Source organism: Sphaerisporangium sp. NPDC004334 (assembly GCF_053602655.1).
Window position 1 is genome coordinate 63,990 of the sequence record NZ_JBSGDZ010000034.1, and the last position, 23,404, is coordinate 87,393.

Below are 23,404 nucleotides of genomic sequence, written 5' to 3' on the forward strand. Positions count from 1 at the left end.
GGACCCGCGACGGCAGGCCCACGGCCGGCCGTCACCGACGTGACGACCCGGGAGGGCTAGACGGGCCCGACCTCGGTCCTGGCCTCGCCGGCGGTGGGCAGGCCGTGGCCGGCCAGCAGCCGGTTGACCGCCTGCTGGGCGGTGACGACGTCCTCCAGGGCGCCGCGCACGCCGGTGAGCGGCGGCTCGCCGAGGGTGACCATCTCGTGGAAGGCGACCAGCTCGCGCTCGAAGGACGGGGTGACGTCCTGGAAGGACAGGCGTCCCTGGACGCTCACGTCGGTGAGCCGGGCCGCCGCGCCGAGCAGGTACGGCGTGGGGAAGACCACCTCGAAGGAGCCCGTCGCGTGGTGCACGGCCACGGTCTCGCGGTAGGAGGGATAGCCCTCCAGGTAGTGCCAGTGGACGGCGTACCTGCCGCCGGTCCGCAACGGCCCCGACAGCTCCACCGATCGCCCGCCCGGCCCCGGCCAGGTGGCCGCGTGGTCCACCCCGCCCGGCCCGCCGGCGAGCAGGCGCAGCAGCGACAGGTCGTGGCAGATGCTGTTGAGGATCGTCATGTAGAGCCACCGCGCCTCTGTCCCGGCCTCGCCGATGGCGGCGCGCACCAGTTCGTCGTCCCGGGCGCGGAGCCGGTCGGCCACCTCGGCGGGCACGTCACCGGCCGGCGGAGGGAGCCGGGCGAAGGCGAGCTGCGAGCCGTCGCCCGGGTGCAGCACGGTCACCTGGACGGCGCGCACGCCGGTCAGGCGCCCGGCCATCCGCTGCACGGCGGGGTCGTACTGCTTCATGTACCCGACCATCAGCCGGGGCCGCTCGGGGTCCTCCAGCGCGGCGATCCGGTCGACCTCGGCGCGGGTGTAGGCGAGCGGCTTCTCGCACAGGACGGCGTGGCCGCGGCGGAGCGCGTCGGCGACCACGTGGCCGTGCGAGCCGGAGGTCAGCACCAGCAGGGCGTCGAAGCCGCCGCCGTCGAGCATCGCGGTCACGTCGGTGTGGCGCCGGGCCACGCCGTACCGGTCGGCGACCCGGCGGGTCACCGACGGCGAGATGTCGCACACCGCCACCACCTCGAACAGATCGCTCCGCCGCTCCAGCAGGGGCAGGTGCACCGTCTGGGCGATGGCGCCGAGCCCGGCGACCGCCACCTTCAGCCTCACGAACCCACTCCCTCGAGCAACGCGCGGCCGCCCACCGGCCGGCTGGCGAGATCGGGCCGCTGCCACGGACCGGCCCCACCACCCCTGTGAGAATAATGAAGGGTTCGACCCATGTATCCGATGACCACGTACGCAAGATCGCGCACCCGCGGCAGTGCTTCCGCGAGAGGCGGTGGTTCCGCGAGAGTAGGACCGAAGGACGGGCATGGCGAGGATGCGAGGCGGGTGATCTGGACATCGTGCTCACGAACCCGCCCGTGGAGCCGGTGACCGGCGTCGCACCGCATGACGCGGGGGTAGGGGTGATCGAGGTATGAGACTGACCATTCTCGGCGGCGGCGGCTTCCGGGTCCCGCTGGTCTACCGGGCGCTGCTCGCGGACCGCGGACAGGGCAGGGTGACCCACGTCACCCTGCACGATCTGGACCCCTCCCGCATCGCGGCGATCGGCCGCGTGCTCGCCGAGCAGGCGCGGCAGGTCCCCGGCGCCCCGGAGGTGCGGATCACCACCGACCTGGACGAGGCCCTCACCGGCGCCGACTTCGTCTTCTCGGCGATCCGCGTCGGTGGCCTCGAAGGGCGGGCCGTGGACGAGCGGGTCGCCCTGGAGGAAGGCGTCCTCGGCCAGGAGACGGTGGGCGCCGGCGGCATCGCCTACGGGCTGCGCACGCTGCCGGTGGCCGTGCACATCGCCCGCCGGGTGGCCGCCCTCGCCCCGGACGCCTGGGTCATCAACTTCACCAACCCGGCGGGCACCGTCACCGAGGCGATGTCCCGCCACCTCGGCGACCGCGTCATCGGCATCTGCGACTCGCCGGTGGGCCTCGGCCGGCGGGTGGCGCACGCGCTCGGCGTCGACCCCTCGGCGGTCCGGCTGGACTACGCCGGCCTGAACCACCTGGGCTGGCTGCGCGCCGTACGCGTGGGCGGCCGCGACCTGCTGCCCGGCCTGCTCGCCGACGACGCCGCCGTGACCTCCTTCGAGGAGGGCAAGCTGTTCGGCGGCGAGTGGCTGCGCACCATCGGCGCCATCCCGAACGAGTACCTGCACTACTACTACTTCCATCGCGAGGCGGTGGAGGCCGCGCGCGCCGCCCGGAGCACGCGCGGGGCGCTGCTCATCGAGCAGCAGCGGCGCTTCTACGCCGAGACCGGCGGCTCGGCGCTCGAGCTGTGGGAGAGCACCCGGCTGGAGCGCGAGACGACCTACATGGCCGAGAACCGCGAGGCCGCCGGCGCCGGCGAGCGGGCGTCCAGCGACCTCGCGTCCGGCGGCTACGACCGGGTCGCCCTGGCGCTCATGCGCGCGATCGCGCTGGACGAGCGCACGACGCTCATCCTCAACGTCCGCAACCGCGGCTCCATCGCCGCCCTCGACGAAGACGCCGTGGTCGAGGTGCCCTGCTTCGTCGACGCCAACGGCGCCCGCCCGATGGCGGTGGACCCGCTGCCCGGCCACGCCCAGGGCCTGGTCACCAGCGTCAAGGCGGCCGAGCGCGCGGTGATCGAGGCGGCGGCCACCTGCTCGCGCCGCGCCGCCCTGCGCGCCTTCGCCGTCCATCCGCTGGTGGACTCCGTCGCGCTCGCCGGACGGCTGCTCGAACGATACGAACGGGAACTGCCCCAGCTGGGCTACCTGGGCGGAGGGAACTGACCCCCCGCGCACGACGACGCGAGCCCGTCGATGCGCGCATCGACGGGCTGCCGCGGCGACCGCCTGATCACCGCGCGAGCCTGGGTGTGACACACCCACCGTGAATGCGCCGGAACGCCGTACGTTGACAGAATGGAGGTTCTGGCTGACTTGCTGCGCGCGCTGCGCGAGACGGCGCCGCCGCCCGGTGCCCCGGTCCGGGCGGACGGCCACCGGCGGACCCCGGGGCTGCGACGGGAAGAGGTGGCCGCGCTCGCCGGCCTGCATCCCGCGTACTACGCACGGCTTGAGCAGGGGCTCGAGCGAGATCCCCCCGACTGGGTGCTGGCGGCCCTGGCGCGGGTCTTCGACCTCGACGCGGCGGGAGCCGAGCGGATGTACCTGCTCGCCCACCCGCCCGCGGGACCGACCCGGCTCTCCCAGCGGGTGCGCTGGACCGTGGAGAACTGGCACACCGCCCCGGTGTTCGCCGTCAACCGGCGGCTGGACGTGCTGGCGGCCAACGGCATGGCGCGCATCCTGTTCGACGGCATGGACCACACCGACAACCTGATGCGGCACGCCTTCCTCGCCCCCGCCGCGCAGGAGTTCTTCCCCGAGTGGGAGCGGGAGGCCGGCTCGAAGGTCGCCCATCTCCGCGAGGCCGCCACCGAGGCCCCCACCGAGGCCGACCGCGGCCGCCCCGAGCTGTACGAGCTGGTCGACCAGCTCTCCTCGGAGAGCGCCGACTTCCAGCGGATGTGGTCCCGGCAGGACGTCGAGGTCGACGAGTACAAGCGCATGTACCACCACGCGGTGGGCGAGATCCTGCTCCGGCACGACACGCTGACCGTGCGCAGCGCCCCCGGCGTGCTGCTCTACGTGTGCCACGCCGAGCCCGGCACCCCCTCCGAGGAGGCCCTCACCCTCCTCGGCATCCTCGCCGCCGGCGAGACGAGCCCGGGGCGTCCCTAGCCCGCCGAGCCCGGCCGCCTTGCTCGCCCCAGGGTGGCCGGCGATCATCCCCCGCGCCGGAGCGCCCCCCGCGCATGCCCCTCGCATGCCCCGCGCATACCGACCCGGTGGTCCGGGACCGGAGCACCGGGGTCACGCCAGGGCGTGGGCCGGGGTCCACAGGGCGTCGATGGCCCGCTGCGCCGCCGTGAGGCTCTCGGCGGCCTGCGGGATCAGCTCGGCCATCGACGGCTGCACCTCCGCGAGGGTGAGCTCGGCGGTGATGAAGCGCGGTTCCAGGCCCGTCATCGAGATCCCGTGCGGCAGCCACGACTGGGCGTGGTCCCAGCCCTCGCGCGGCGTGCCCTCGCCGTACCCGCCGCCGCGGGAGGCGATGACCACGAAGTCCCTGCCGCCGAGCAGGCCCGCCCCCGTGGCGGGGTCGGTGGACAACCCCGGGGCGATCAGGTGGTCGACCCACGCCTTGACCGTGCTGGGCACGCCGAAGTTGTACAGCGGCAGGCCCAGCACGACCGTGTCGGCCTCCCGGATCTCGCCGATCAGTTGCGCGGTCAGCGCCCAGGAGGCGGCCTGGGCGGGCGTGTGCTGCTCGGCCGGCACCATCCGTGCCAGCCCCCCGGCCTCGTCGAAGTGCGGCAACGGGTGACGGCCCAGGTCACGGTAGGTGACGGTGCCGCCGGGGTGTGCCGCGCGCCAGCCCTCGACGGCCCGGGCGGTGAGCCTGCGGCTGACCGAGTGCTCGCCCCGGATGCTGGCGTCGATGTGCAACAGATGAGCCATGTCGCTTCTCCTCCACAAATCGTTTGTGTAGGACAAATCATTAGTGCCCCGCCGACCGAACGTCAAGTCGGCTAGACTTCTCGCCATGACCTCCCCGCCGGCCGCCGAACGGCAGTCGCACCGGTCGGGCCCCCTGCTCGACCACCTGGCGCGCCGTGTCCGGCTCCGCGCCGAGACGGTGCTCGTCCCTCTCGGCCTGCGCCCGCGCCACCTCGTCGCCCTGACGGTGCTGCGCGCCCAGGGCGGGTGCTCCCAGCAGTCGCTCGCCGCGACGCTCGAGATGGACGGCACCAACATCGTCGGGCTGCTGAACGAGCTCGAGACGGGCGATCTCATCGCGCGCCGCCGCTCCCCCGAAGACCGCCGGCGCCACATCGTCGAGCTCACCCCCGCGGGCACCGATCTGCTGCGCCAGGCCGAATGCGCCATAGCCGCCGCCGAGGACGAGGTCTTCGGCGCCCTCGACCAGGCCGAGCGCGAGAGCCTCTACGCCCTGCTCAGCAAGGCCGCGACCGGCTCCGAGATCCCCTGCGCCGCCGACTCCGCCGCCGAGTCCGCGGCCTCCTGCGCCGCCGCCGAGTCCGCGGCATTCTGCGCCGCCGCCGACCACGACTGAGGGTCGGCGGTGGGCGCCGACCCGGTCGGATATGCCGTCCTGGACCTGGAGACGACCGGCCTGCGGCCCTCACGGCATCGCGTCGTCGAGATCGGCGTGGTGCACTTGGCTCCCAGCGGCCGGTTCACCGGCCAGTGGTGCACCCTGCTCGACCCCGGACGCGACCTCGGGCCGCGGAGCGTCCACGGCCTCACGGCCGCGGACGTCCGCGACGCCCCCGCGTTCGGCGACATCGCGGGCACGCTCACGGGCCTGCTGCGCGGCCGGGTGCCCGTCGCGCACAACCTGCGCTTCGACCTGGCCTTCCTTCGCCGGGAGTTCGACCGGCTCGGCGCGGCGCTCCCGCGCCTGGACCGCATCGGCGTGTGCACGATGGCCGAGGCCGCCCGGCTGCTCGCCTACGCGCCGCGTTCCCTCGCCGCCTGCTGCGCCGCGGCCGGCGTCCGCCTCGAACGGCGCCATGACGCGCTGGCCGACGCCCGGGCCACGGCCGGCCTCCTGCAGTACTACCTCGACGTGACCGCCCCCGCCCCGCCGTGGCACGGGCGCCTGGCCGAGGCCGCCGTGACCTGCTGGCCGGCCGTCTCTGGCACCGCGCCGCCGCGCGCGCGGCCCGGCGCCGCCCGCCACGGGAGCGGCGCCAGCGACCGCTGAGCACACGGGCGTGCCGTAGGACGCCGACGGACCGCGGGATGTCGACCTCCAGGCGCGCGGTCCAGGCGCGCCGGTCGGTCACCCCGCGCCGGCCGCCCGGTCAGGCGGTGGCGACGGCGTCGAGATAGGTCCAGGCGCCCTGGTGGCGGGCGAAGCGGCTCTTCTCCCGCAGTTCGCCGGGGCGCCCACGGTAGGTGTAGCCGGCGCGGAAGGTGACCGTGCCGTCGGTGTGGACGGGGCTGCCGCCGGAGACGTCTCCGATCTCCAGGCCGGTCCACCGCATGCCGCGTTCGAACTCCACGCGCGGCGGCCGGGTCGTCGGATGCCAGGTGCGCAGCAGATACGCCTCGTCCTCGACCGCGAAGGCGGCGTAGCGCGAGCGCATGAGCGCCTCGGCCGTCGGCGCGGCGGCGCCGGCGTGGAACCGGCCGCAGCACTCGCCGTAGGCGGCGGGCAGGCCGCAGGGGCAGGCCCGCTCCGCGCGCGGCGGCGTACGTCGGGGTTGGGAGCCGTGCTTCACCCCGCGAGGCTATCGCGTGGCCGGCGCCTGGAGCGGGCGCGCCCGGCCGCTCCAGGCGAGCCGTCAGCGCCCGGTCCGCGCGAGCCACCGGCACCCGGTCCACACGAGCCGCCGGCGTGTCCGATTCCGTCGTTGGCGTGATCACGCCACGCCCGGCGCGCGGCGCGCGGAGGCGGGGCGGCCGGCCCACCTTGGGACGGTGTTCCCGCAGGTCGCGCCACTTGGCCGGCAGGCGAAGACGACCGGCCCGCGATTCATCCTCACATATGCGTGTTAATTCTTGTTTAACGCTCTTTGTCCCGCTCTTGCCCTGAAAGCCACGATCCAACCACGATGCTCCACGTGGGTGTGCAAGATCCCCTATAACCCCTTTTTCCGTCCCCCACGGGTACCCCACGGCCCGTGAAGGAGATCGTGTGTCCATCCCCCGCCTCTGGCGAGCGGCCCTGATCGGGACCACCGCACTCGCCCTGCTGGCCCCCCAATCAGTGGCGTACAGCGCCACGCAGGCCGCCCCCGCGTCCGACAAGATCGATCGCGTGGTCCGGGCCGACCTGTCCAAGGACGACAAGGCCACCTTCTGGGTGCGCCTGAAGGACGGCGCCGACCTGCGCGCCGCGCGCGCGGCCAAGACCAAGGCCGACAAGGGCCGCCAGGTCTACCGCGCCAAGACCGAGACCGCCGCCTCCTCCCAGGCGGGCCTGCGCAAACTGCTGAAGGCCGCGCACGCCGACTTCACCCCCTTCTGGATCGTCAACGCCGTCAAGGTGACCGGCGACGCGGCCCTGGCGGCCGACATCGCCGAGCTGCCCGAGGTGGCGGCGATCGAGCCGTCCAAGGTCGTCCCGCTGCCCGACCCCGCGCCGGGCACGGCCAAGGCCACGACCGCCTCCGTCGAGTGGAACATCGACCGCATCAACGCCCCCAAGGTGTGGAACGAGCTCGGCGACCACGGCGAGGGCATCACCATCGCCAGCATCGACACCGGCGTGCAGTGGGACCACCCCGCGCTGGTCTCCCAATACCGCGGGACCGGACCAGACGGCACCGTCGACCACGACTACAACTGGTACGACCCCGCCGGCGCCTGCCCCTCCAAGGCCCCGTGCGACGACCGCGGCCACGGCACCCACACCATGGGCACCATGGTCGGCGACGACGGCGGCGCCAACGCCATCGGCGTCGCCCCCGGTGCCAAGTGGATCGCCGCGAAGGCGTGCTTCACCGTCGGCGGGTGCCCCGACTACGCCCTGCTCGCCGCCGGGCAGTGGATCATCGCGCCCACCGACCAGAACAACCAGAACCCCCGGCCCGACCTCGCCCCCGACATCGTCAACAACTCCTGGGGCGGCGAGGGCATCGACCTCTGGTACACCGACATGGTGTCGGCATGGGTCGCCGCCGGCATCTTCCCCGCCTTCTCCAACGGCAACGCGGGCCCGGCGTGCGGCACCACCGGCACGCCCGGCGGCTACGTCGCCAGCTACAGCGCGGGCGCGTTCGACGCGAGCGGCCACATCGCCTACTTCTCCTCCCGGGGCCCCGGCGAGAACGGCGAGATCAAGCCGAACATCTCCGCGCCCGGCGTCGACATCCGCTCCGCGCTGCCCGGCGGCGCCTACGGCCTGAAGTCCGGCACCTCGATGGCCAGCCCGCACGTCGCCGCGACGGTGGCGCTCATGTGGTCGGCCTCCCCGTTCCTGCGCAACGACGTGGACAACACGCGCGCGCTGCTCGACGGGACCGCGGTCGACGTCGACGACGAGGGCTGCGGCGGCACCGCGCAGGACAACTTCGTCTGGGGCGAGGGCATGCTGGACGCCTACGCCGCGGTCAAGGCCACCCCGGCCGGCGAGCTCGGCACGCTGACCGGCAGGGTCACCTCGGGCGGCTCTCCCGTCGAGGGAGCCACCGTGAGCGTCTCGGGCCCGCTGAGCCGCGCCGTCCCCACCGCGCAGGACGGCACCTACACCCTCCCCCGCCTGCTGAGCGGCGAGTACAAGCTCACGGTGAAGAAGTTCACCTACGACGACGCGACCGCGACCGTCACCGTCTCCACCGACCGGACCGTCACCCAGGACCTGACGCTGACCGCACAGGAGCTGAGCACGGTGTCGGGAACGGTCACCAGCGTCGGGCAGCCCGAGCCGGGCGCCACCGTGACCGCGGATGGCGCCCCGGCCACCACGGTCACCGACGCGAACGGCCGTTACGAGTTGCGGCTGCCGCACAAGACCTACGACCTCAAGGCCGCACCGACCTCGCTGTGCTCGGAGAAGACCACCGTGCCCGTCACGGTGACCGGTGACACGGCCAAGGACATCGAGCTGACCGTCCGCAGTGACGCCTTCGGGCACACCTGCAGGAGCGACGCCAAGCCGTTCGTCAAGGGCGCGCACCTGGAGCCGCTGGCCTGGGACGACGAGACCCAGACGGTCGGCCTGCCCTTCGCCTTCCCGTTCTACGGCAAGACCTACACCAGCGGCGTCGTGAGCACCAACGGCTACGTCAGCTTCGGCACCGACCGCTACTCCTTCCCGACCCACGGCCCGCTGCCCTCCACCGACGGGCCCAACGGCGCGATCTACCCGTACTGGGCCGACCTGCAGATCATCGAGGGCGAGGGCGGGCTCTACACCTCCACCATCGGCACGGCGCCGAACCGTACCTTCGTCCTCGAATGGCGCAACGCGCGGTTCCTCGGCGTCGACGGGATCATCTCCTTCGAGGCGCTGCTCGGCGAGGACGGCTCGGTCGAGTTCCGCTACAGCGGAATCGACGACACCTACAAGGCCGGTCAGAAGGCCACGGTCGGCATCGAGAACGGGGACGGCACCGACGCGTTGCAGTACTCCCTGGACGACGCGGCGGTTCGCGACGACCAGACGCTGGTCTTCGCCGCTCGGGGTCACGGACTGGTGGCCGGGACCGTCACCGACGCCAACGACGGCAAGCCCCTGACCGGCGCGACGGTGAAGGTGGGCGACGCGGCCTCCTTCACCACCGCGGCCGACGGCACCTTCCTCGGACAGGTTCCCGCCGGGGACTACGAGCTGGAGGTCTCAGCGGAGAACTACGGCACCTTCACCAAGGAGGTCACCGTCACCGCCGGCGCGCGCAGCGCGTTCGACACCGCGCTCGCCACCGGCCGGGTCACCGCCTCGACCGGGCGGCTCACCCTTGTCATGCCCGCCTCCGCCACCAGGAAGGGCACCGTCGAGCTGTCCAACACCGGCGCGGACGCGACCTACACCGTCGAGACCGACCCCGCCCAGACCTGGCTGACGGTCACCCCGGCGAGCGGGCGCATCGCGGCGGGCGGGTCGGTGACGCTCCAGGTCACCGCCTCCAGCTCCGGCGTGCGGCCGGGCGAGTTCCGCTCCGGCGCGCTGGTCGTGCGCTCCTCCAGCGGCCGGGTCCCGGCCTTCCCGATCGCCGTGACCGTCGTGGTGCCCAAGCTGCGGGTCGCCATCGACGCCGGCGGCGACAAGAGCACCGTCGACGCCGCGGGCGACACCTGGACGGCCGACCGGAAGTACGCCCGTGGCGGCAGCGGCCGCGTGGGCGAGGGCAAGACGTCCACGACGAAGAGCACGATCTCCGGCACCGCCGACCAGGCGCTGTTCGCCAGTGCCCGGGAAGGGATGCACGGCTACCGGTTCGACGGCGTGCCCGACGGCGTCTACACCGTCGAGCTGGGCTTCGCCGAGACCCGGAACAAGCGGCCGGGCCAGCGCGTCTTCGACGTCCGCATCGACGGCAAGGTCGCGGCGCAAGCGCTCGACATCGCCCGCGAGGCCGGCCAGAACGCCGCGCTGACCCGGCAGTACACGGTGAAGGTCACCGACGGACGGCTCGACGTGAACTTCGTCGCACGGACCGGCGATCCGATCGTCAGCGCCATCCGCCTCACCGAACGCCCCGACAAGACGGCCGGCTGATCCTCGCCCGTCCCCCGTCTCCCGACCACCGGCCCGTCGCCATCGCGGCGGGCCGGTCCCATGCCCGGCGGCTCCAGGGGCAGGCTCACTCGCCGATGCGCAGGCCGGCGATGAGGCCGTCTCTGAGGGTGAAACCGTAGGTCAGCCGCACCTCGCCGCCGGGGAAGTCACCCCGGACGAGCGTGTGCGCCTCGTAGTCGTCCCCGCCGGTGTGCGCGGTGTCGAGGACGGTGACCGTGTAGGTCCACCTGCCCGCCGTCGCCTCGCGCCAGCCCCCGATCTCGCTCCGGCCGCGGTAGGTGTGCCCCTCGTCGGAGACGGTGCCGTCCTCGGTGAAGCAGCGGGCGACCGCCTCGTGGTCGTGCCCCTCGGCCGCCCTGAAGTACCGCTCGATCTGCGCGCGCCGAGGTGATGCGGTCGGTGCGGGGCGTGCCGCTGGGACGGCCCGGGCGCCCGGAGGAGGTCGCCGAGCTGGTCGCCTTCCTGGTCTCCGACCGCGCGTCCTGGATCACCGGCGCCGAGTACGTCATCCACGGCGGCTCCATACCCGCCGTCCACTGACCCACCGGCCACCACGACGCCCGCCCGGCCCTCACCTGCGCGGGGTGGCGCCGGTGTCAGCGGCTCGCTCCGTTGGCGGGCGGCCCGTCGAAGCGGATCTCGCGGAGCCGATCGGCGGCCTCGCGGTCCAGCAGGATGACGCTGGCGGCGGGGGGCAGTTCGCCGGAGCGGGCGCGTTCGACCAGCGATCGCCAGCGCCGGCAGTGCCGGGCGAAGGCGCCGACGGTGACGACCCGGCCGCGCGCGTACTGCCCGGCCCGGGCGGTCGGCGGCGGGATGTCGAGCAGGATGACGTGCGTGCCGGCGCCGCGCCGGCGGGCGAGCCAGGCGAAGCCGTACAGGATGTGCGGCCAGGTGCCCCTGGTGTGGGCGACGACGGAGTGCCCGCGCAGCACCGCCCGCGCGATGCGCACCACGTGGGTGGCGTGCACGAGAGGAGTGCGCGCCCGCGGCGGGACCGGCCCGAGGAATCGCGCCCACCAGTTGCGCGACTGCCGCGAGTCGATCACCCGCACCTCCCCCGCCGGCACCGGCCCGGTCTCACCGCCGTCCAGGTCGTACAGGCGCGCCAGCAGGGTGCTCTTGCCGGCGCCCGGCAGCCCGGCCAGCAGCACCAGCGACCGGGCCGGGTAGCGCAGCCGCTCGGCCCGGACCACGCCGGGGGCCCGGCGCGACTCCTCCCGCGGCGGGGGACCGCTCTGCTCAGGGATCATCGACCTCTCGTCCTTCCGATCGAGAGCCCGACGGGAAGCGGGCGGAGAGCACCGGCCCCAAGGGCCCGTTGCCCTGACCAACGCGCGAGCCGCGCCGGGAGTTTCACCTGGCCCGACCCGGCCCCCTGGGCGCCGCTGACACACCGCGCTCCTGGAGCCGTACCTGCGGCTGCCGGACGGCCACGGCCGCGTCCCCATCCTCGCGACGCCTGGGCGTTCGCGGGCACGCCCCCTTTGTACTACCGGCCGCCGGTGGCCATGATCGGTCTGGTGCCCTCCTGGAAGAACGCCGGCCGGGTGCCGCGCTACCGGTTCTGACCCAGCCAGCCCAAGGAGACACACGTGAGCGTCGAGCTTCCCGAGGACCCGTTCCATCGCCGGCTGCACCATGTGGTCCCGGCGGCGATGACGGGCGATACCTCGCAGACCGGCGGGATGCTCCGGCGGGCCGCCATCAGCGGCGCGAGCGTCGGGTCCAGGCGCCTGTGGATGGGCCAGACGCACGTGGCCCCGGCCACGGTGTCCGCCGCCCATCACCACGGCGACTCCGAGACCGCGATCTACGTGGTCAGCGGCACCCCGTCGTTCGTGTTCCTCGACGTGGAGGGCGGTGAGGCGCACGAGGTGCGGATCGACGCCGCGCCCGGCGACTACATCTTCGTGCCGCCGTTCGTGCCGCACCGGGAGGAGAACCCCGACCCCGAGGTGGAGGCGGTCGTGGTCATCGCGCGCAGTACGCAGGAGGCGATCGTGGTCAACCTGCCCGAGCTGAAGTGGACCGGCCCGGTCCGGACGTCCACCTGACCGCGGGACGGCCGCGACGGCTCACCCCGTCGAGGCGCGTGCCCGCGCGGTGCGGATGGACGCCCGGATAGGCGTTCGGACGGGCGTTCTTGCAGGCGTTACGAGCGGACGCGGACGGCGGGCGCCGGGTCTGCGCCGTCAGCGCGCACGGGCGCTCCGGCCGGCGGGCGACCCGCCGGCCGGAGGCGCTGGGAACCGCGTGACGGTCAGCCGTTCAGGCGGCAGCCGTCGGTGGTCCTGCCGTTGTCGCAGCGGTTCAGTTGCAGGCTGTCGAGCAGGTAGGCGAAGGTCTGCCCCGCCGGGCTCACCACCGACAACTGCGCGGTGGCCGCGCCGGTCGGCGCGATCGCCGACACCGCGTACTCCTGCCAGCCGGACGTCAGGGAGTAGGTCGAGCTGTCGGAGGTCGAGATGAGGCCGCTGGAGGAGTTGTACCAGGACAGCCGCAGCTTGACGTTGCCGGAGGTGCCGGTGGTCAGGCGGGCGAAGAACTTGTACCGCTGCCCCGCGGTCACCGCCGGTTTACGGGTGACCGACACCGCGCCCTCGGCGTACGACTGCACGTTCATGGTCAGCGACCGCCGGCCGTCGTAGTACCGCGCCGAGGTCTGCCCGTCGGGTCCCGGCGGGGTCTCCTGCATCCAGCCGCCGCCGGACACGGTGAAGCCCGTGGGGTTGCCGTACGGGGCGTCCGCCTCGATCGTGCGTTCCTGCGCGGTCAGCAGGTCGTTGCTGTACCCCACGTCGCAGCAGGTCGGCGTGGTGAACATCGAGTAGGCGGCGAGGTTGACCTTGCGGGTGTCGGGATAGCTGGAGGTGTAGAAGGTCGCCGAGGTCTCGCTCGGGTCGTAGTAGGTGTTGAACTCCTGGTCGATCTGCCAGTCGTTGTACTGGCTGATCATGATGTCGTTGATGGAGAAGGTGTTGGGCACCTCGCTGACCTTCGCGTGGTCCACGTCGTACAGGTGGATCAGCTCGTGCATCAGCGTGCCGCTGTCCCACTCGTCGGCGGTCGCCACGCAGACGTCGCCGCAGTGGGCGGTCGCGGTGCCGTCGAAGTCCTCGAACACCAGGTACTTGCGGTTGGCGTTGTCGTACCCGGCGGCGAACAGGTCGTCGGCGATGATGTTGGGCGGGGTCTCGCCGGCGATGACGGCGTTCTCGATCTTCTCCGGCACCACGAGCGCGTGGGCGTATCCGGAGTAGGTGCCGGTGTTGTAGCCGCTGCGGCAGCTCAGCTTGACGTGCTGGTCGTAGTCGGTGGACTCGTCGAGCAGCCAGTCCATCCTGTCGACGATCTTGGCGATGCGCTCGACGTAGGATTCGTAGTTGTTGCCGTTGCCGTCGTGCCAGGCGTAGATCACCTGGACGGCGGGAGCGGCGGAGACGGTGTTCTTGGGGTCCGCCGGCGTCGTGGTGCACCCGCGCTGGGGGACGCTCGCGTCCACCGGCTGGGCGTAGGGCGCGACGGGCTCGGTCCCGATGGGGTTGAAGGTGGCGTGCGCCGGGCTCGTCATCGTCAGGACGATGAGACCTGCCGCCACCGCGGCCGAGGCGAAGCGATAAAGCTTCGACGACAAAAGGGGCTCCTCCCGTGGGTAATGCGTGCACGGGAAGACTAATCACGACTTATGGCGAAAAAGTGAACAGGGTGAGTCTTGTCACAATTTATCGATAATCCCGCGCCTAGAGTGACACCGTCTCATCCCGTCCATCGCAGGAAAGTGCTATTCATCCGTCGCATCACCCATTCCCCGAAAATGGCCGTGGACCATGCCATTGGGCCCCTATTTGCAATGATCGGCAGATTAGCGGCCTGTGCACTCATTGGGATATCCATGCCCGACAGCGGCCAACGTCAGCTAGCGCCCCTGTTCATCCCTGATCGTTCGTTTGCTCCCGGTCGCCCGGGAGCAAACGAACCAGGGACGGCTAGTGGTCGTGGTCGCAGGAGACGCGGGCCTTCTCCAGTTCCGCCGGGTCGTTCCACCAGAAGGCCGCGGCGCTCGGGTGGACGGGGACACGGGCCCTGACCTTGCCGCGGGCCGCCAGGGCGGCGGGCGGCCCGGCCTGGTCGGTGGTCGTGGAGGACGGGTAGGGCGCCAGTAGCCCCTCGACCGTGTGGTGCCTGCCGCCGACCACGACGGCGACGACGTTCGCGGCGTCCTCGATGCGCGTCAGCGGGTCGCCGTCGACGATGGCCAGGTCGGCGTACATGCCCTTGCCGATCCTGCCCAGCGGCAGCCCGAGGTAGGCGCCGGACGCGCTCGTCGCGGTGATCAGCGTCTCCCGCGGGGTCAGGCCGTACTTCACCATGGCCCGCAGGTTCATGTGGAGGCTGACCGCGAGGTGGTCGATCGGCGCGTCGGTCCCGGCGGTGACGACGCCGCCGCCGCGGACCATCGCCACCAGCTGCGCGACCTGGTTGGCGAGGTTGGCCCGGTTGGCCGTCTGGTCGGTCGTCCGCGCACCGGTGACGCTCGCCTCCAGCTTGGCCATCCGCCAGTTCGGGTAGAGCCGGCGGACCCGCTCGTCGGTGACCAGCGAGGTGTCCTCCTTGTAGAGGGTGGCGGAGCCGAACAGGGTCGGGGTCCTGGCCATCTTCGAGGCGTTGAACATGGCGATGACGTCGGAGTAGGCGGAGCCGACGTTGGTGACCGTGCGCGAATAGCCGAACCTGTTGGTCGCGCCGACGTGCTCGGTGCCGTCTCCGCCCATCGCGATCGCCGGGTAGTGGTAGTGGGAGGTGACCGGCTTACCCCTGCGGTGAGCCCACTCGATGACCTCCTTGTGCCAGACGACGGGCAGCCGCACGTAGCACTTCATCAGGTCGTAGCCGAGGTCCTCGGCCCTTTCCAGCTCGAGTCTCAGCTGCTGGTGGGAGTAGGTCGGGCGCATGAAGTTGTAGTAGATGCGCGGCCCGTCGATGGCCTCGCCGGTGGCGATGTAGCGCGGCGCGAGCCGGGCGCCCGACTGGACCGACTCGCGCTCCTCGACCATGTGGTAGGCGGGTGAGCCGGGCGAGCGGGTGGTCGTCACGCCGAGGGCGAGCCACAGCGGCCCCTGCCGCGACCCGTAGGCGTACCCCTGCATCTCGCGGTGGTGGTGGATGTCGATCAGCCCCGGCATGACGAACCTGTCGCCGGCGTCGACGAGCGTGCCGCGCCGTCCCGGCCGGTGCGGCTCGACCGCGACGACGCGCTGGCCGCGCACGATGATGTCGACGTCGCGGGCCACGGTGGCGGAGACGCCGTCCCACATGCGGCCGGCGTGCACGACGACCTCGTCCGGGCCGGGGTCGTTGCGCCAGGACAGCTCGACGGGGACGGTGCGCACGTGCCCGCCGTCGACGCGGACGGTCTTCAGCCTGCCGCCGTTGAGGTAGAGCAGGGTGGCGGAGTCGCCCGCCCACACCGGGGCGTCCGACACCTCCCGGGTGACCTGCCGGGCGGGGCCGGTGGGCCGTCCGGACGGGCCGACCGGCAGCACCCACACGACCGACTCCATGGCGAAGGCCAGCATGGTGCCGTCCGGCGACCAGACGGGGCCGTCATCGCCGCGGGTCTGCAGGGACCGGTGCGGGGCCGGGTCGACGTAAGTGCCGGCGCCCGTCGCCCGGTCGACCAGGAGGATCTTGGACAGGCCCTCGCGGTAGCGCCGCGAGTACGGCACGACCGCCGCCAGCGCGATCGTCCTGCCATCTGGCGACCAGGTCGGCCGGCCCGGCTCGAAGGTCGCGTCGAAGACCTTCTGGACCTCCCCGGCGGCGACGTCCAGGACCCACAGGGCGCCGTCCTGGTCCAGGTAGGCGATCTCCCTGCCGTCCGGTGACCACCGGACCGACAGGGCGGCCGAGTCCGACAGGTGGGTGAGCTGCGTGTCGGCGCCGGTCGCGAGGTCGCGGACCCAGATGTTGAGGGTGCCGGTGCGGTCGGTGACGAACGCCAGCCGCCGTCCATCCGGGGAGAAGTCGGGGTCGGCCTCCCACCACCGGTCGCCGAACAGCGGGGACGGCCTGCCCCCGGCGCGCGTCAGGTAGATGTCGTTGAGCGCGCGGAAGGCGATGGCGGTGCCGTCAGGGGACACCGCCGGGCTGCCGATGCCGGCGACCGGGAACCTCCCGGGCGCGTCGAACACGCGGACGCTCTTGCGGTACTTCGGGGTCGTCGTGGTCAGCGCGGCGGTGAAGCCGACCGTGCCGGCGGACGCCGAGCCGAGGCGGCGGGTGCGGACGGCGCCGCCGGAGGTGTAGTAGTAGCGCCCGTCCCGCAGGAACCGGGCTCTGAACGGGAAGACCTCCTCGCCGGAGACGAGCGTGCCCGCGGTGCAGGCCAGTTCGTTGACCCCGTCGTGGAACAGGTGGTAGGCGATGTCGGTCCCGTTCGGCAGGAAGGACGGCTGGTGGACCACCTGGCCGGCCGGGACGGTGACCGCGGTGCGGCGGGCGCCGGTGGCCACCTCCACGACGTCGATCCTGGTGTCGGCGACGACGAACGCGACGCGGCTCCCGTCGGGCGACCAGGCCGGTTCGTACTCCTCGGCGGAGGTGTCGGCCAGGACGCGTGTCGCGCCGGTGGCGACGTCGAGCAGGTGGACGCCGTAGCCGCCGCCGGAGTCGCTGGAGTAGGCGATGGTGCGCCCGTCCGGGCTGTAGCGGGGCTCGCGGTGGTCGAAGGGCCCGGTGGTGAGCCGCCTGATCGCCGACCCGTCGGGCCTGATCGTCCACAGGTCGAAGACGGCGTCGCGGTAGGACTGGAACACGATGGTGGACCCGTCGGGCGACCAGTCGGGCTGGGCGATGTCGTACAGGTCGCTGGTGAGCCGGCGCGCGGTGCCGCCGGAGGCCGAGCAGACCCACAGGACGCCGAGCATGTCCAGGGCGAGCGTGCGACCGTCGGGTGAGACGGCGACGGCGAAGTCGGTGCCGGACGCGACCGGGGTGCGGCCGTCGCGGCCGTCTCCGGTGGTCTCGGCGCGCGCGGGGAGGGTGGGGACCAGCGTGGCGGCCAGAGCGCCTCCGGCGCCGGCCAGCACCGCCCGGCGGGACGGGCGGAACGGTGAACCGGTGGGGAGGACGGATGCGTCGGGGGAGGCTGGTGTGGGGGACATTACGACAGTATGCGCGTTGGAGCGCTGACCGGAAGGTGGCATCGAGCCGACCGGCGACGCCCTGGACCGCCGACCAGCCCTAACGACAGACACCACTAATTCGCCAAAAGCCCTACGTGCCCCGCAAATACCACAATAAAGAAATAGAGCACATCTAGCGACATTCGGAACTTCGTCCCCATAACATCGAGCGGGCCGCCTTCATGGTCCCTTGAACTCCGTTCGGCACCGCGGCCGCGGTCTCGAACCTCTCAGCGTTACGGAAGGTTCGCCGATGTCAATGCCCTGCCCGGTGACAGGCCCCGTGGCGCCGACCGCCGTCCGTCGTCCCGCACCGGCACGCCGCGGCGCCGCGGCGCTCGGCCTCGCCGTCGCCACGACCCTCGCGGGGATCGCCGTCGACCCGGCCGCCGCGTCCCCGGACGCCGCCGTCGGGCCGGTCTTCCAGGACGGCCTCGCCCAGCCGGTGTTCTCCTCCGACCGCGACGACTGGATCCGCCAGGAGGTGTGGGTCGAGACGACGGTCGACAGCGACGGCGACGGGCGCAGGGACCGGGTGCACGCCGAGGTCACCCGGCTCCGGGAGACCGAGACGGCCGGGCTGAGGTCGCCCGTCGTGTACGAGGCCAGCCCGTACTACGCCGGCGGCAACCCGGTCACCGGCCACGACGTCGACCACGAGCTGTACGAGGCACGGCGCCCAGGCCAGGGCGACCGGGACGGCCAGGTGCTGGACCCGCGGACCGACGAGCGGCCGGCCGCCGCCGACGCCGACGGGGCCGGGAACGCCAGGAGCATCGACGGCACCGGCCCCGGACCGGCCATCAGCACCAGCCACGAGGCCGACTGGCTGCCGCGCGGTTTCGCCGTCGTCCACGCCGAGTCGCTGGGTAGCGGCAGATCCGACGGATGCCCGACCATCGGCGGCCGCGAGGAGACCATCGGCGCCGCCTCCGTCATCGACTGGCTCAACGGCCGGGCGAAGGCCTACGACGCCACGGGCGCGCAGGTTCGGGCCACCTGGACCACCGGCAGGGTCGGCATGATCGGCACCTCCTACAACGGCACCCTGCCCAACGCCGTCGCGAGCACGGGCGTCAAGGGGCTGGAGGCCATCGTGCCGATCTCGGCGATCTCGAGCTGGTACGACTACTACCGCGCCAACGGCGCCGTCGTCGCCCCCGGCGGCTACCAGGGCGAGGACACCGACGTGCTCGCCGAGTACGTCTACACCCGCGCCGACCGGGCGGTCTGCCGGAGCGTCATCGACGGGCTCGCGAAGGCGCAGGACCGGGTGACCGGCGACTACAACCCCTTCTGGGACGAGCGCGACTACGTGAACGGCGTCCGCCGCGTCCACGCCGCCGTCCTGGTCGCGCACGGGCTCAACGACTGGAACGTCAAGACCAAGCAGGCCGCGCGGTGGTACGAGGCGCTCAAGGCGCGTCACGTGCCGCACAAGATCTACCTGCACCAGGGCGGCCACGGCGGCTCCCCCGGCCTCGACGTGCTGAACCGCTGGTTCACCCGCTACCTGTGGGACCACCGCAACGGCGTGGAGAACGACCCGCGGGCGCTGGTCCAGCGTGAGGACCGCGGCCTCGTGCAGTACGCCGAGTGGCCCGACCCGGCCGCGGCCGGCGTCCGCCTGCACCTGGCGCCGGGCATCGGCGGAGCCGCGGGCGTGCTCACCTCTGGCCGGACCCGCCACGGCGCGCCGGTGACCGAGACTTTCGTCGACGACGCGTCACAACCGGCGCAGGCCCTGGCCGACGCGGCGGCCTCCGCGAACCGCCTGGCCTACAGGTCCGGCCCGCTCGCCGGCGCGGTGCGGCTCAGCGGCACCCCGGAGCTGTCGCTGCGGATGTCCTTCGGCCGGCCCGCCGCCAACCTCACGGCGCTGCTGGCCGACCACGACCCGAGCGGCAAGGCGAAGATCATCACCCGGGGCTGGGCCGACCCGCAGAACCGCAGGTCGCTCTGGAGGTCCGACCCGGTCAAGCCCGGCACCCCGTACCGCCTGCGCTTCGACATGCAGCCACACGACTACGTGTTCCCGGCCGGCCACCGGATCGGCTTGGTGCTGCTGTCCAGCGACCACGACCACACCATCCGTCCCGCACCCGGCACGACCCTGACCCTCGACACCACCGGGAGCACGGTCACGCTGCCACTGGTGGGAGCGACGAACGCCCTCATCCCGGTCACCGGCTGACCCGCCTCCAGCCGGCGGAGCGGGCCACCCGGACGGCCCCGCCGGGCCGAGGCGGCACCGGACACCCGGACAACAGAGCCGACCGGACTCCGGCGTACCTGCCCTCCGGTACGCCGCTCTCGCGCTCCCCACTCGTCCGCACACCTGAGGCCGCCGAAGATTCCGGGTGATCCCGGTCAACCAGGGGTGGCGCCCGGGGCGTGTCAGGGGTGGCTTTCAGCGACGAGAGGAGACCGGGTGAATGCCGATTTCGCGGATTTCGTACGGCGCCGGGGAGACCATCACCTGAGAACGGCCGTCCTGCTCACCGGGGACTGGCACACCGCCGAGGATCTGGTGCAGTCCTGCCTCGGCAAGTTGTACCGGGTATGGGACCGGCTGGACACGAGCAGCGAGCCCGACGCCTACCTGCGCCGCATTCTGGTCAACACCCACCGCTCGTGGTGGCGCGCCCGGTGGCGGCGGGAGGTCCCCCGTCCCGACCTGCCGGAAGCGGCCGGCTCGGGCGATGTGGCGGATGCCCGGGCGGTGGCCGAGGACGTCCGCAAGGCGCTGGCGAAGCTGCCCGTGAGGCAGCGCACGGCCCTGGTGCTGCGCTTCTTCGTCGACCTGCCCGAAGCGGAGGTCGCCGACCTGATGGGCTGCTCCACGGGCACGGTCAAGTCCCACACGCATCGCGGCCTGCGAGCGATGCGCCTGCTGATCTCATCTGAGGCGGCCGTCAACCAACCCGAGCAAGAAGGGAGTGGAGTCCGGTGAACCACCAACGACAGGAGCCTTCCATGAACGAGAGTGAACTCCGCGCCCTGCTCGTCAGGGCGACCGAGGATCGGCCCGCGGGCATCGACCTCATGCCGGTGACGATCCGCGCACCCCGGCGCACCCGGTCCCTGGTGCCGGTGATCGCCACGGCCGGTGTCGCCGCCACGGTCGGCACGACCGTGCTGGTGCTGCTCGGCGGCCAGCCCTCGGCACAGGCCCAGGTGGCCGCCGCGGTGGACAACACCAGCAAGGAGAGCTACCACATCCACGGCGATTCCGGCGCCGAGGCGTTCGACGGCGCCTTCGACCCGGTCCGGCGCGTCGGCGTCGTCAACGGGCGAAGTGGCGGCGGGACCGACACCATCTTCATCGGCGACCGGATGTACGTCAGGGAGGCCGGCGCGGCGAAATGGCACCTCTACCCGCGCAGCCAGGGGCAGGAGAAGGGCGCGCCGGCGGCCACCTCCCTGGTCAAGCTCGCCCCCCAGGACCCCCAGGCCGCCCTGCAGAAGCTCCGGTCGGCCACCGACGTCCACGAGGACGGCACGGCCTCGGGAACCGGCTGGACCGGCCGGCGGTTCACCTTCTCGCTGAAGGACCAGAAGTGGACCGGCCCCGCCGGTGCTTCCAAGGAGTCGTTCGACGCCACCGGCTCGGTGGAGGTGGACGACCAGGGACGGGTCCGGCGACTGGAGGTCACCTTCAGCGACAACGGCCAGCGTGACGTCATCGACTTCGGCGACTTCGGCACTCCGGTGACGGTCACGGCACCGCCCGCCGACCAGGTGGAGCAGAAGCCGGGCCCCGATCCGGACGACAAGCCGACCGGCAAGCCGGGCGACCCGGCCCGCGAACCGGACGACCCGAACAAGCCGGTCAACAAGCCGGTGGACCCGGGGCAGAAGCCGAGCGAGGAGCCGTCCGCCAAGAAGCCCTGACCGGCACCATCGCAGAACCGCACGATCGCAGAACCGGCGCCATCGCAGGACCGGCGCCATCGCAGGACCGGCGCCATCGCAGGACCTGGGCCGGAGCGGTGTCGCTCCGGCCCGGAGCGCTTTCCCGGTGCCCGTCCCGCACCGGACGGGCTGGTCGCAGCGGGCGGCATCGCGGGCAGGCCGCGCGCAAACCGCCCTCAAGCGCCTCGCAACCGGTGCCCCTGGCGCCTCCACAAGACGCGGAGCCGTCCCCGTGCGACGGGACGGCTCCGCTCGGGCGCGCCGGGGTCTATCCCCAGGGCTGGTCGACGCTCCAGCTCACGTCGGCGGCCCATGCCGTGGCGTTGTCGAAGGTGTTGGAGCCGCCGTTGCTGGCGATGTAGACGGTGTTGTTGTAATGGCGCAGGAAGCGGGTTGAGTAGTTGTAGGAGGCGAAGGACGTGCCCTGGCCGCTCTTTCCGGTCTGCGGGCAGAAGGTGGCGTCGGCGGCGAACTGCGAGCCGCCGTCGTTGTGCTGGCGGTAGAGCTGGTAGTTGTAGTGCCGCAGGAAGTCGCCGGGGTAGTTCCTGGACTCGAACGACACGCACGAGCCACTGGCCAGGCCGGCCCGCACGATCCAGGTGGCGTCGCTCTTGTCCAGAGACGAGCTGGAAGAGTTGATCACCGAGGTGACGACCTGGTCGTTCTGGTGGCGGATGTAGCGGTCGGTGTAGCCGGAGGTCGTCGCGCGCAGCGAGATCGACGAGCCGGGGGTGAGCGTTCCGCCCGGGGTGCCGCCGCCGGAGGTCGAGTACCCGGCCGCGACGATGCTCGCCTGGACGGCGTTCTCGGTGGCGTCGGAGGGATAGCCGGAGGTCATCACGCCCTCGTAGAAGGTGCCGCGGGCGCCGACGCTGTTGTCGCCGCCGATGCCCAGGATGATGGCCCCTTCCTTCTTCATCGGGTTGTAGCCCGACACGTTGGGCCGCACCCCGTTGTAGAAGGTGCCCAGGCTTCCCGACTGGGCGTTGCCGCCGCGGATGGCCCAGTGGTTCGGCTCGCCCTTGACGATCGCCGTCAGGAACCGGTGGCTGATGCTGGGGTCATTGGCGTTGTAGTGCTGGTTGACCCCGGAGAACAGGCCGTTCTCCAGGTCCGCCATGATCCACGGCCCGTTGCCCGCGCCGTAGCCCCACACCTGGATGTTGCCGAAGTAGATGGCCTCCATCGTGCCGTTGCCGTTGTCGCGGCTGTTGGTCTCGGCGTTGCCGTAGTCGAAACAGCAACCCCCGTTGTAGTGCGTCCCGTCGAAGATCGCGTACATCCCCTCGGGCTGGTCCCCCTTGGCCACACCGTTGGTGTTGTTGTTGCGGTAGCCGGTGCCCGGGGCCACGTACACGCCGTAGGCCTTGTGCCCGCCCACCGTGACCGGCGCCGCCGTCGCGTTGGCCAGGTTGTCGTACCCGCCGGCGGCCGGGCCGGAGAACCCGCCGGGAGGCGCCTGGGTCAGCCGGTTGTTACGCCCCGACTGGTCGTAGATGACGCTGATGAGGCACGTCGCATTGGCGCAGAACGAATCCTGCGCGGCGGCGTCGGCGACCCCGCCCGCGCTCAGCACGCCGATGTCCCGGGTGGCGTTGTCGGACGTGCGGCGCACCTGGTACAGCGGGCCGCTGTAGGCGCCGTACAGAGCGCGGGTGGTGCTGTGCGCGGCGACGCACGGCGTGCCGCCCGCGGCGTAGATGTCACACGCCTGCGAGGTGGCGGCCTGCGACGGCGCGGAGACGCCGGACAGCAGGCCGGCGGCGAGCGCGACCACCGCGCCCGCGGACAGCAGTGCCTTTTTGAGATGCCGGAATCCGGACCGGACGACCATGTTCGTACCTCTGCGTTTCCTTGGGCCGCGAATGCCGGAGATTTCGGGCAAGGGACGCCGGCGAAAGGCGTGAGCGGTCACCGCGGGACTATACGCGGACGATATGCCCGTTGACCTGCGGCATCGCGACAGGGATAGAATGGGGGGTGTTTTGTTAGCGCTAACATC

Annotated in this window: 17 protein-coding genes and 1 pseudogene; 10 read left to right on the plus strand and 8 right to left on the minus strand. The window is 72.3% G+C overall.

Annotation, left to right across the window (positions count from 1 at the left end; genetic code table 11):
- Positions 1-803 precede the first annotated feature (803 nt).
- Positions 804-1,367, minus strand: a pseudogene (locus tag ACWEN6_RS34335) (Gfo/Idh/MocA family protein); the annotation flags it as partial.
- A gap of 106 nt (positions 1,368-1,473) precedes the next feature.
- Between ACWEN6_RS34335 and ACWEN6_RS34340 the strand changes: the two are divergent.
- A complete protein-coding gene (locus ACWEN6_RS34340) occupies positions 1,474-2,814 on the plus strand; it encodes a 6-phospho-beta-glucosidase (RefSeq protein WP_452576151.1) in 1,341 nt (446 codons plus the stop codon).
- A gap of 132 nt (positions 2,815-2,946) precedes the next feature.
- On the plus strand, positions 2,947-3,768 hold the full coding sequence (locus ACWEN6_RS34345; RefSeq protein ID WP_452576153.1) for a helix-turn-helix domain-containing protein: 822 nt from the start codon (positions 2,947-2,949) through the stop codon (positions 3,766-3,768).
- 132 nt (positions 3,769-3,900) lie between these two features.
- Here the strand turns inward: ACWEN6_RS34345 and ACWEN6_RS34350 are convergent, their stop codons facing one another.
- On the minus strand, positions 3,901-4,548 hold the full coding sequence (locus ACWEN6_RS34350; RefSeq protein WP_452576155.1) for an FMN-dependent NADH-azoreductase: 648 nt from the start codon (positions 4,546-4,548) through the stop codon (positions 3,901-3,903).
- A gap of 85 nt (positions 4,549-4,633) precedes the next feature.
- On the opposite strand from ACWEN6_RS34350, the gene ACWEN6_RS34355 reads away from it, so the two are divergent.
- Together ACWEN6_RS34355 and ACWEN6_RS34360 are read left to right on the plus strand one after the other, a co-directional pair.
- Positions 4,634-5,164 carry a MarR family winged helix-turn-helix transcriptional regulator gene (locus ACWEN6_RS34355; protein ID WP_452576157.1) on the plus strand — a complete coding sequence of 177 codons (531 nt, stop codon included), beginning with the start codon at positions 4,634-4,636 and terminating at the stop codon, positions 5,162-5,164.
- A gap of 9 nt (positions 5,165-5,173) precedes the next feature.
- Positions 5,174-5,818 carry a 3'-5' exonuclease gene (locus ACWEN6_RS34360; protein ID WP_452576159.1) on the plus strand — a complete coding sequence of 215 codons (645 nt, stop codon included), beginning with the start codon at positions 5,174-5,176 and terminating at the stop codon, positions 5,816-5,818.
- A 100-nt stretch (positions 5,819-5,918) separates the two neighbouring features.
- Here the strand turns inward: ACWEN6_RS34360 and ACWEN6_RS34365 are convergent, their stop codons facing one another.
- On the minus strand, positions 5,919-6,338 hold the full coding sequence (locus ACWEN6_RS34365; RefSeq protein ID WP_452576161.1) for a YchJ family protein: 420 nt from the start codon (positions 6,336-6,338) through the stop codon (positions 5,919-5,921).
- Positions 6,339-6,754: 416 nt separating this feature from the next.
- Here ACWEN6_RS34365 and ACWEN6_RS34370 point away from each other — a divergent pair, with 416 nt between their 5' ends.
- Positions 6,755-10,279: a S8 family serine peptidase gene (locus ACWEN6_RS34370; protein ID WP_452576163.1), complete on the plus strand. Its 3,525-nt coding sequence runs from the start codon at positions 6,755-6,757 to the stop codon at positions 10,277-10,279.
- Between the two features lie 85 nt (positions 10,280-10,364).
- Here ACWEN6_RS34370 and ACWEN6_RS34375 read toward each other — a convergent pair whose 3' ends face one another.
- The gene (locus ACWEN6_RS34375; protein WP_452576203.1) at positions 10,365-10,673 is read right to left on the minus strand and encodes a nuclear transport factor 2 family protein; all 309 of its coding nucleotides are present in this window, start codon (positions 10,671-10,673) and stop codon (positions 10,365-10,367) included.
- A 17-nt stretch (positions 10,674-10,690) separates the two neighbouring features.
- On the opposite strand from ACWEN6_RS34375, the gene ACWEN6_RS34380 reads away from it, so the two are divergent.
- Complete coding sequence (locus ACWEN6_RS34380) at positions 10,691-10,840, plus strand: SDR family oxidoreductase (protein ID WP_452576165.1); 150 nt, start codon at positions 10,691-10,693, stop codon at positions 10,838-10,840.
- A gap of 56 nt (positions 10,841-10,896) precedes the next feature.
- On the opposite strand, the gene ACWEN6_RS34385 is transcribed toward ACWEN6_RS34380, so the two are convergent.
- Complete coding sequence (locus ACWEN6_RS34385; protein WP_452576167.1) at positions 10,897-11,553, minus strand: AAA family ATPase; 657 nt, start codon at positions 11,551-11,553, stop codon at positions 10,897-10,899.
- 342 nt (positions 11,554-11,895) lie between these two features.
- Between ACWEN6_RS34385 and ACWEN6_RS34390 the strand changes: the two genes are divergently transcribed.
- Positions 11,896-12,357 carry a cupin domain-containing protein gene (locus tag ACWEN6_RS34390; protein ID WP_452576169.1) on the plus strand — a complete coding sequence of 154 codons (462 nt, stop codon included), beginning with the start codon at positions 11,896-11,898 and terminating at the stop codon, positions 12,355-12,357.
- Between the two features lie 206 nt (positions 12,358-12,563).
- On the opposite strand, the gene ACWEN6_RS34395 is transcribed toward ACWEN6_RS34390, so the two are convergent.
- Both ACWEN6_RS34395 and ACWEN6_RS34400 read right to left on the minus strand, forming a co-directional pair.
- On the minus strand, positions 12,564-13,937 hold the full coding sequence (locus ACWEN6_RS34395) for a hypothetical protein (protein WP_452576171.1): 1,374 nt from the start codon (positions 13,935-13,937) through the stop codon (positions 12,564-12,566).
- A gap of 352 nt (positions 13,938-14,289) precedes the next feature.
- Positions 14,290-17,466 (minus strand): amidohydrolase family protein, encoded by a 3,177-nt coding sequence (locus ACWEN6_RS34400; RefSeq protein WP_452576173.1) that lies wholly within the window; start codon positions 17,464-17,466, stop codon positions 14,290-14,292.
- Positions 17,467-17,758: 292 nt separating this feature from the next.
- Between ACWEN6_RS34400 and ACWEN6_RS34405 the strand changes: the two genes are divergently transcribed.
- From ACWEN6_RS34405 to ACWEN6_RS34415, 3 genes are all read left to right on the plus strand, one after another.
- Positions 17,759-19,681, plus strand: a complete 1,923-nt coding sequence (locus tag ACWEN6_RS34405; RefSeq protein ID WP_452576175.1) for a Xaa-Pro dipeptidyl-peptidase — start codon at positions 17,759-17,761, stop codon at positions 19,679-19,681.
- Positions 19,682-19,918: 237 nt separating this feature from the next.
- Positions 19,919-20,440, plus strand: a complete 522-nt coding sequence (locus tag ACWEN6_RS34410; protein ID WP_452576177.1) for a SigE family RNA polymerase sigma factor — start codon at positions 19,919-19,921, stop codon at positions 20,438-20,440.
- 23 nt (positions 20,441-20,463) lie between these two features.
- Positions 20,464-21,381 carry a hypothetical protein gene (locus ACWEN6_RS34415; protein WP_452576179.1) on the plus strand — a complete coding sequence of 306 codons (918 nt, stop codon included), beginning with the start codon at positions 20,464-20,466 and terminating at the stop codon, positions 21,379-21,381.
- 289 nt (positions 21,382-21,670) lie between these two features.
- Here ACWEN6_RS34415 and ACWEN6_RS34420 read toward each other — a convergent pair whose 3' ends face one another.
- Positions 21,671-23,236, minus strand: a complete 1,566-nt coding sequence (locus ACWEN6_RS34420) for an alpha-L-arabinofuranosidase B (RefSeq protein WP_452576181.1) — start codon at positions 23,234-23,236, stop codon at positions 21,671-21,673.
- Positions 23,237-23,404 lie beyond the last annotated feature (168 nt).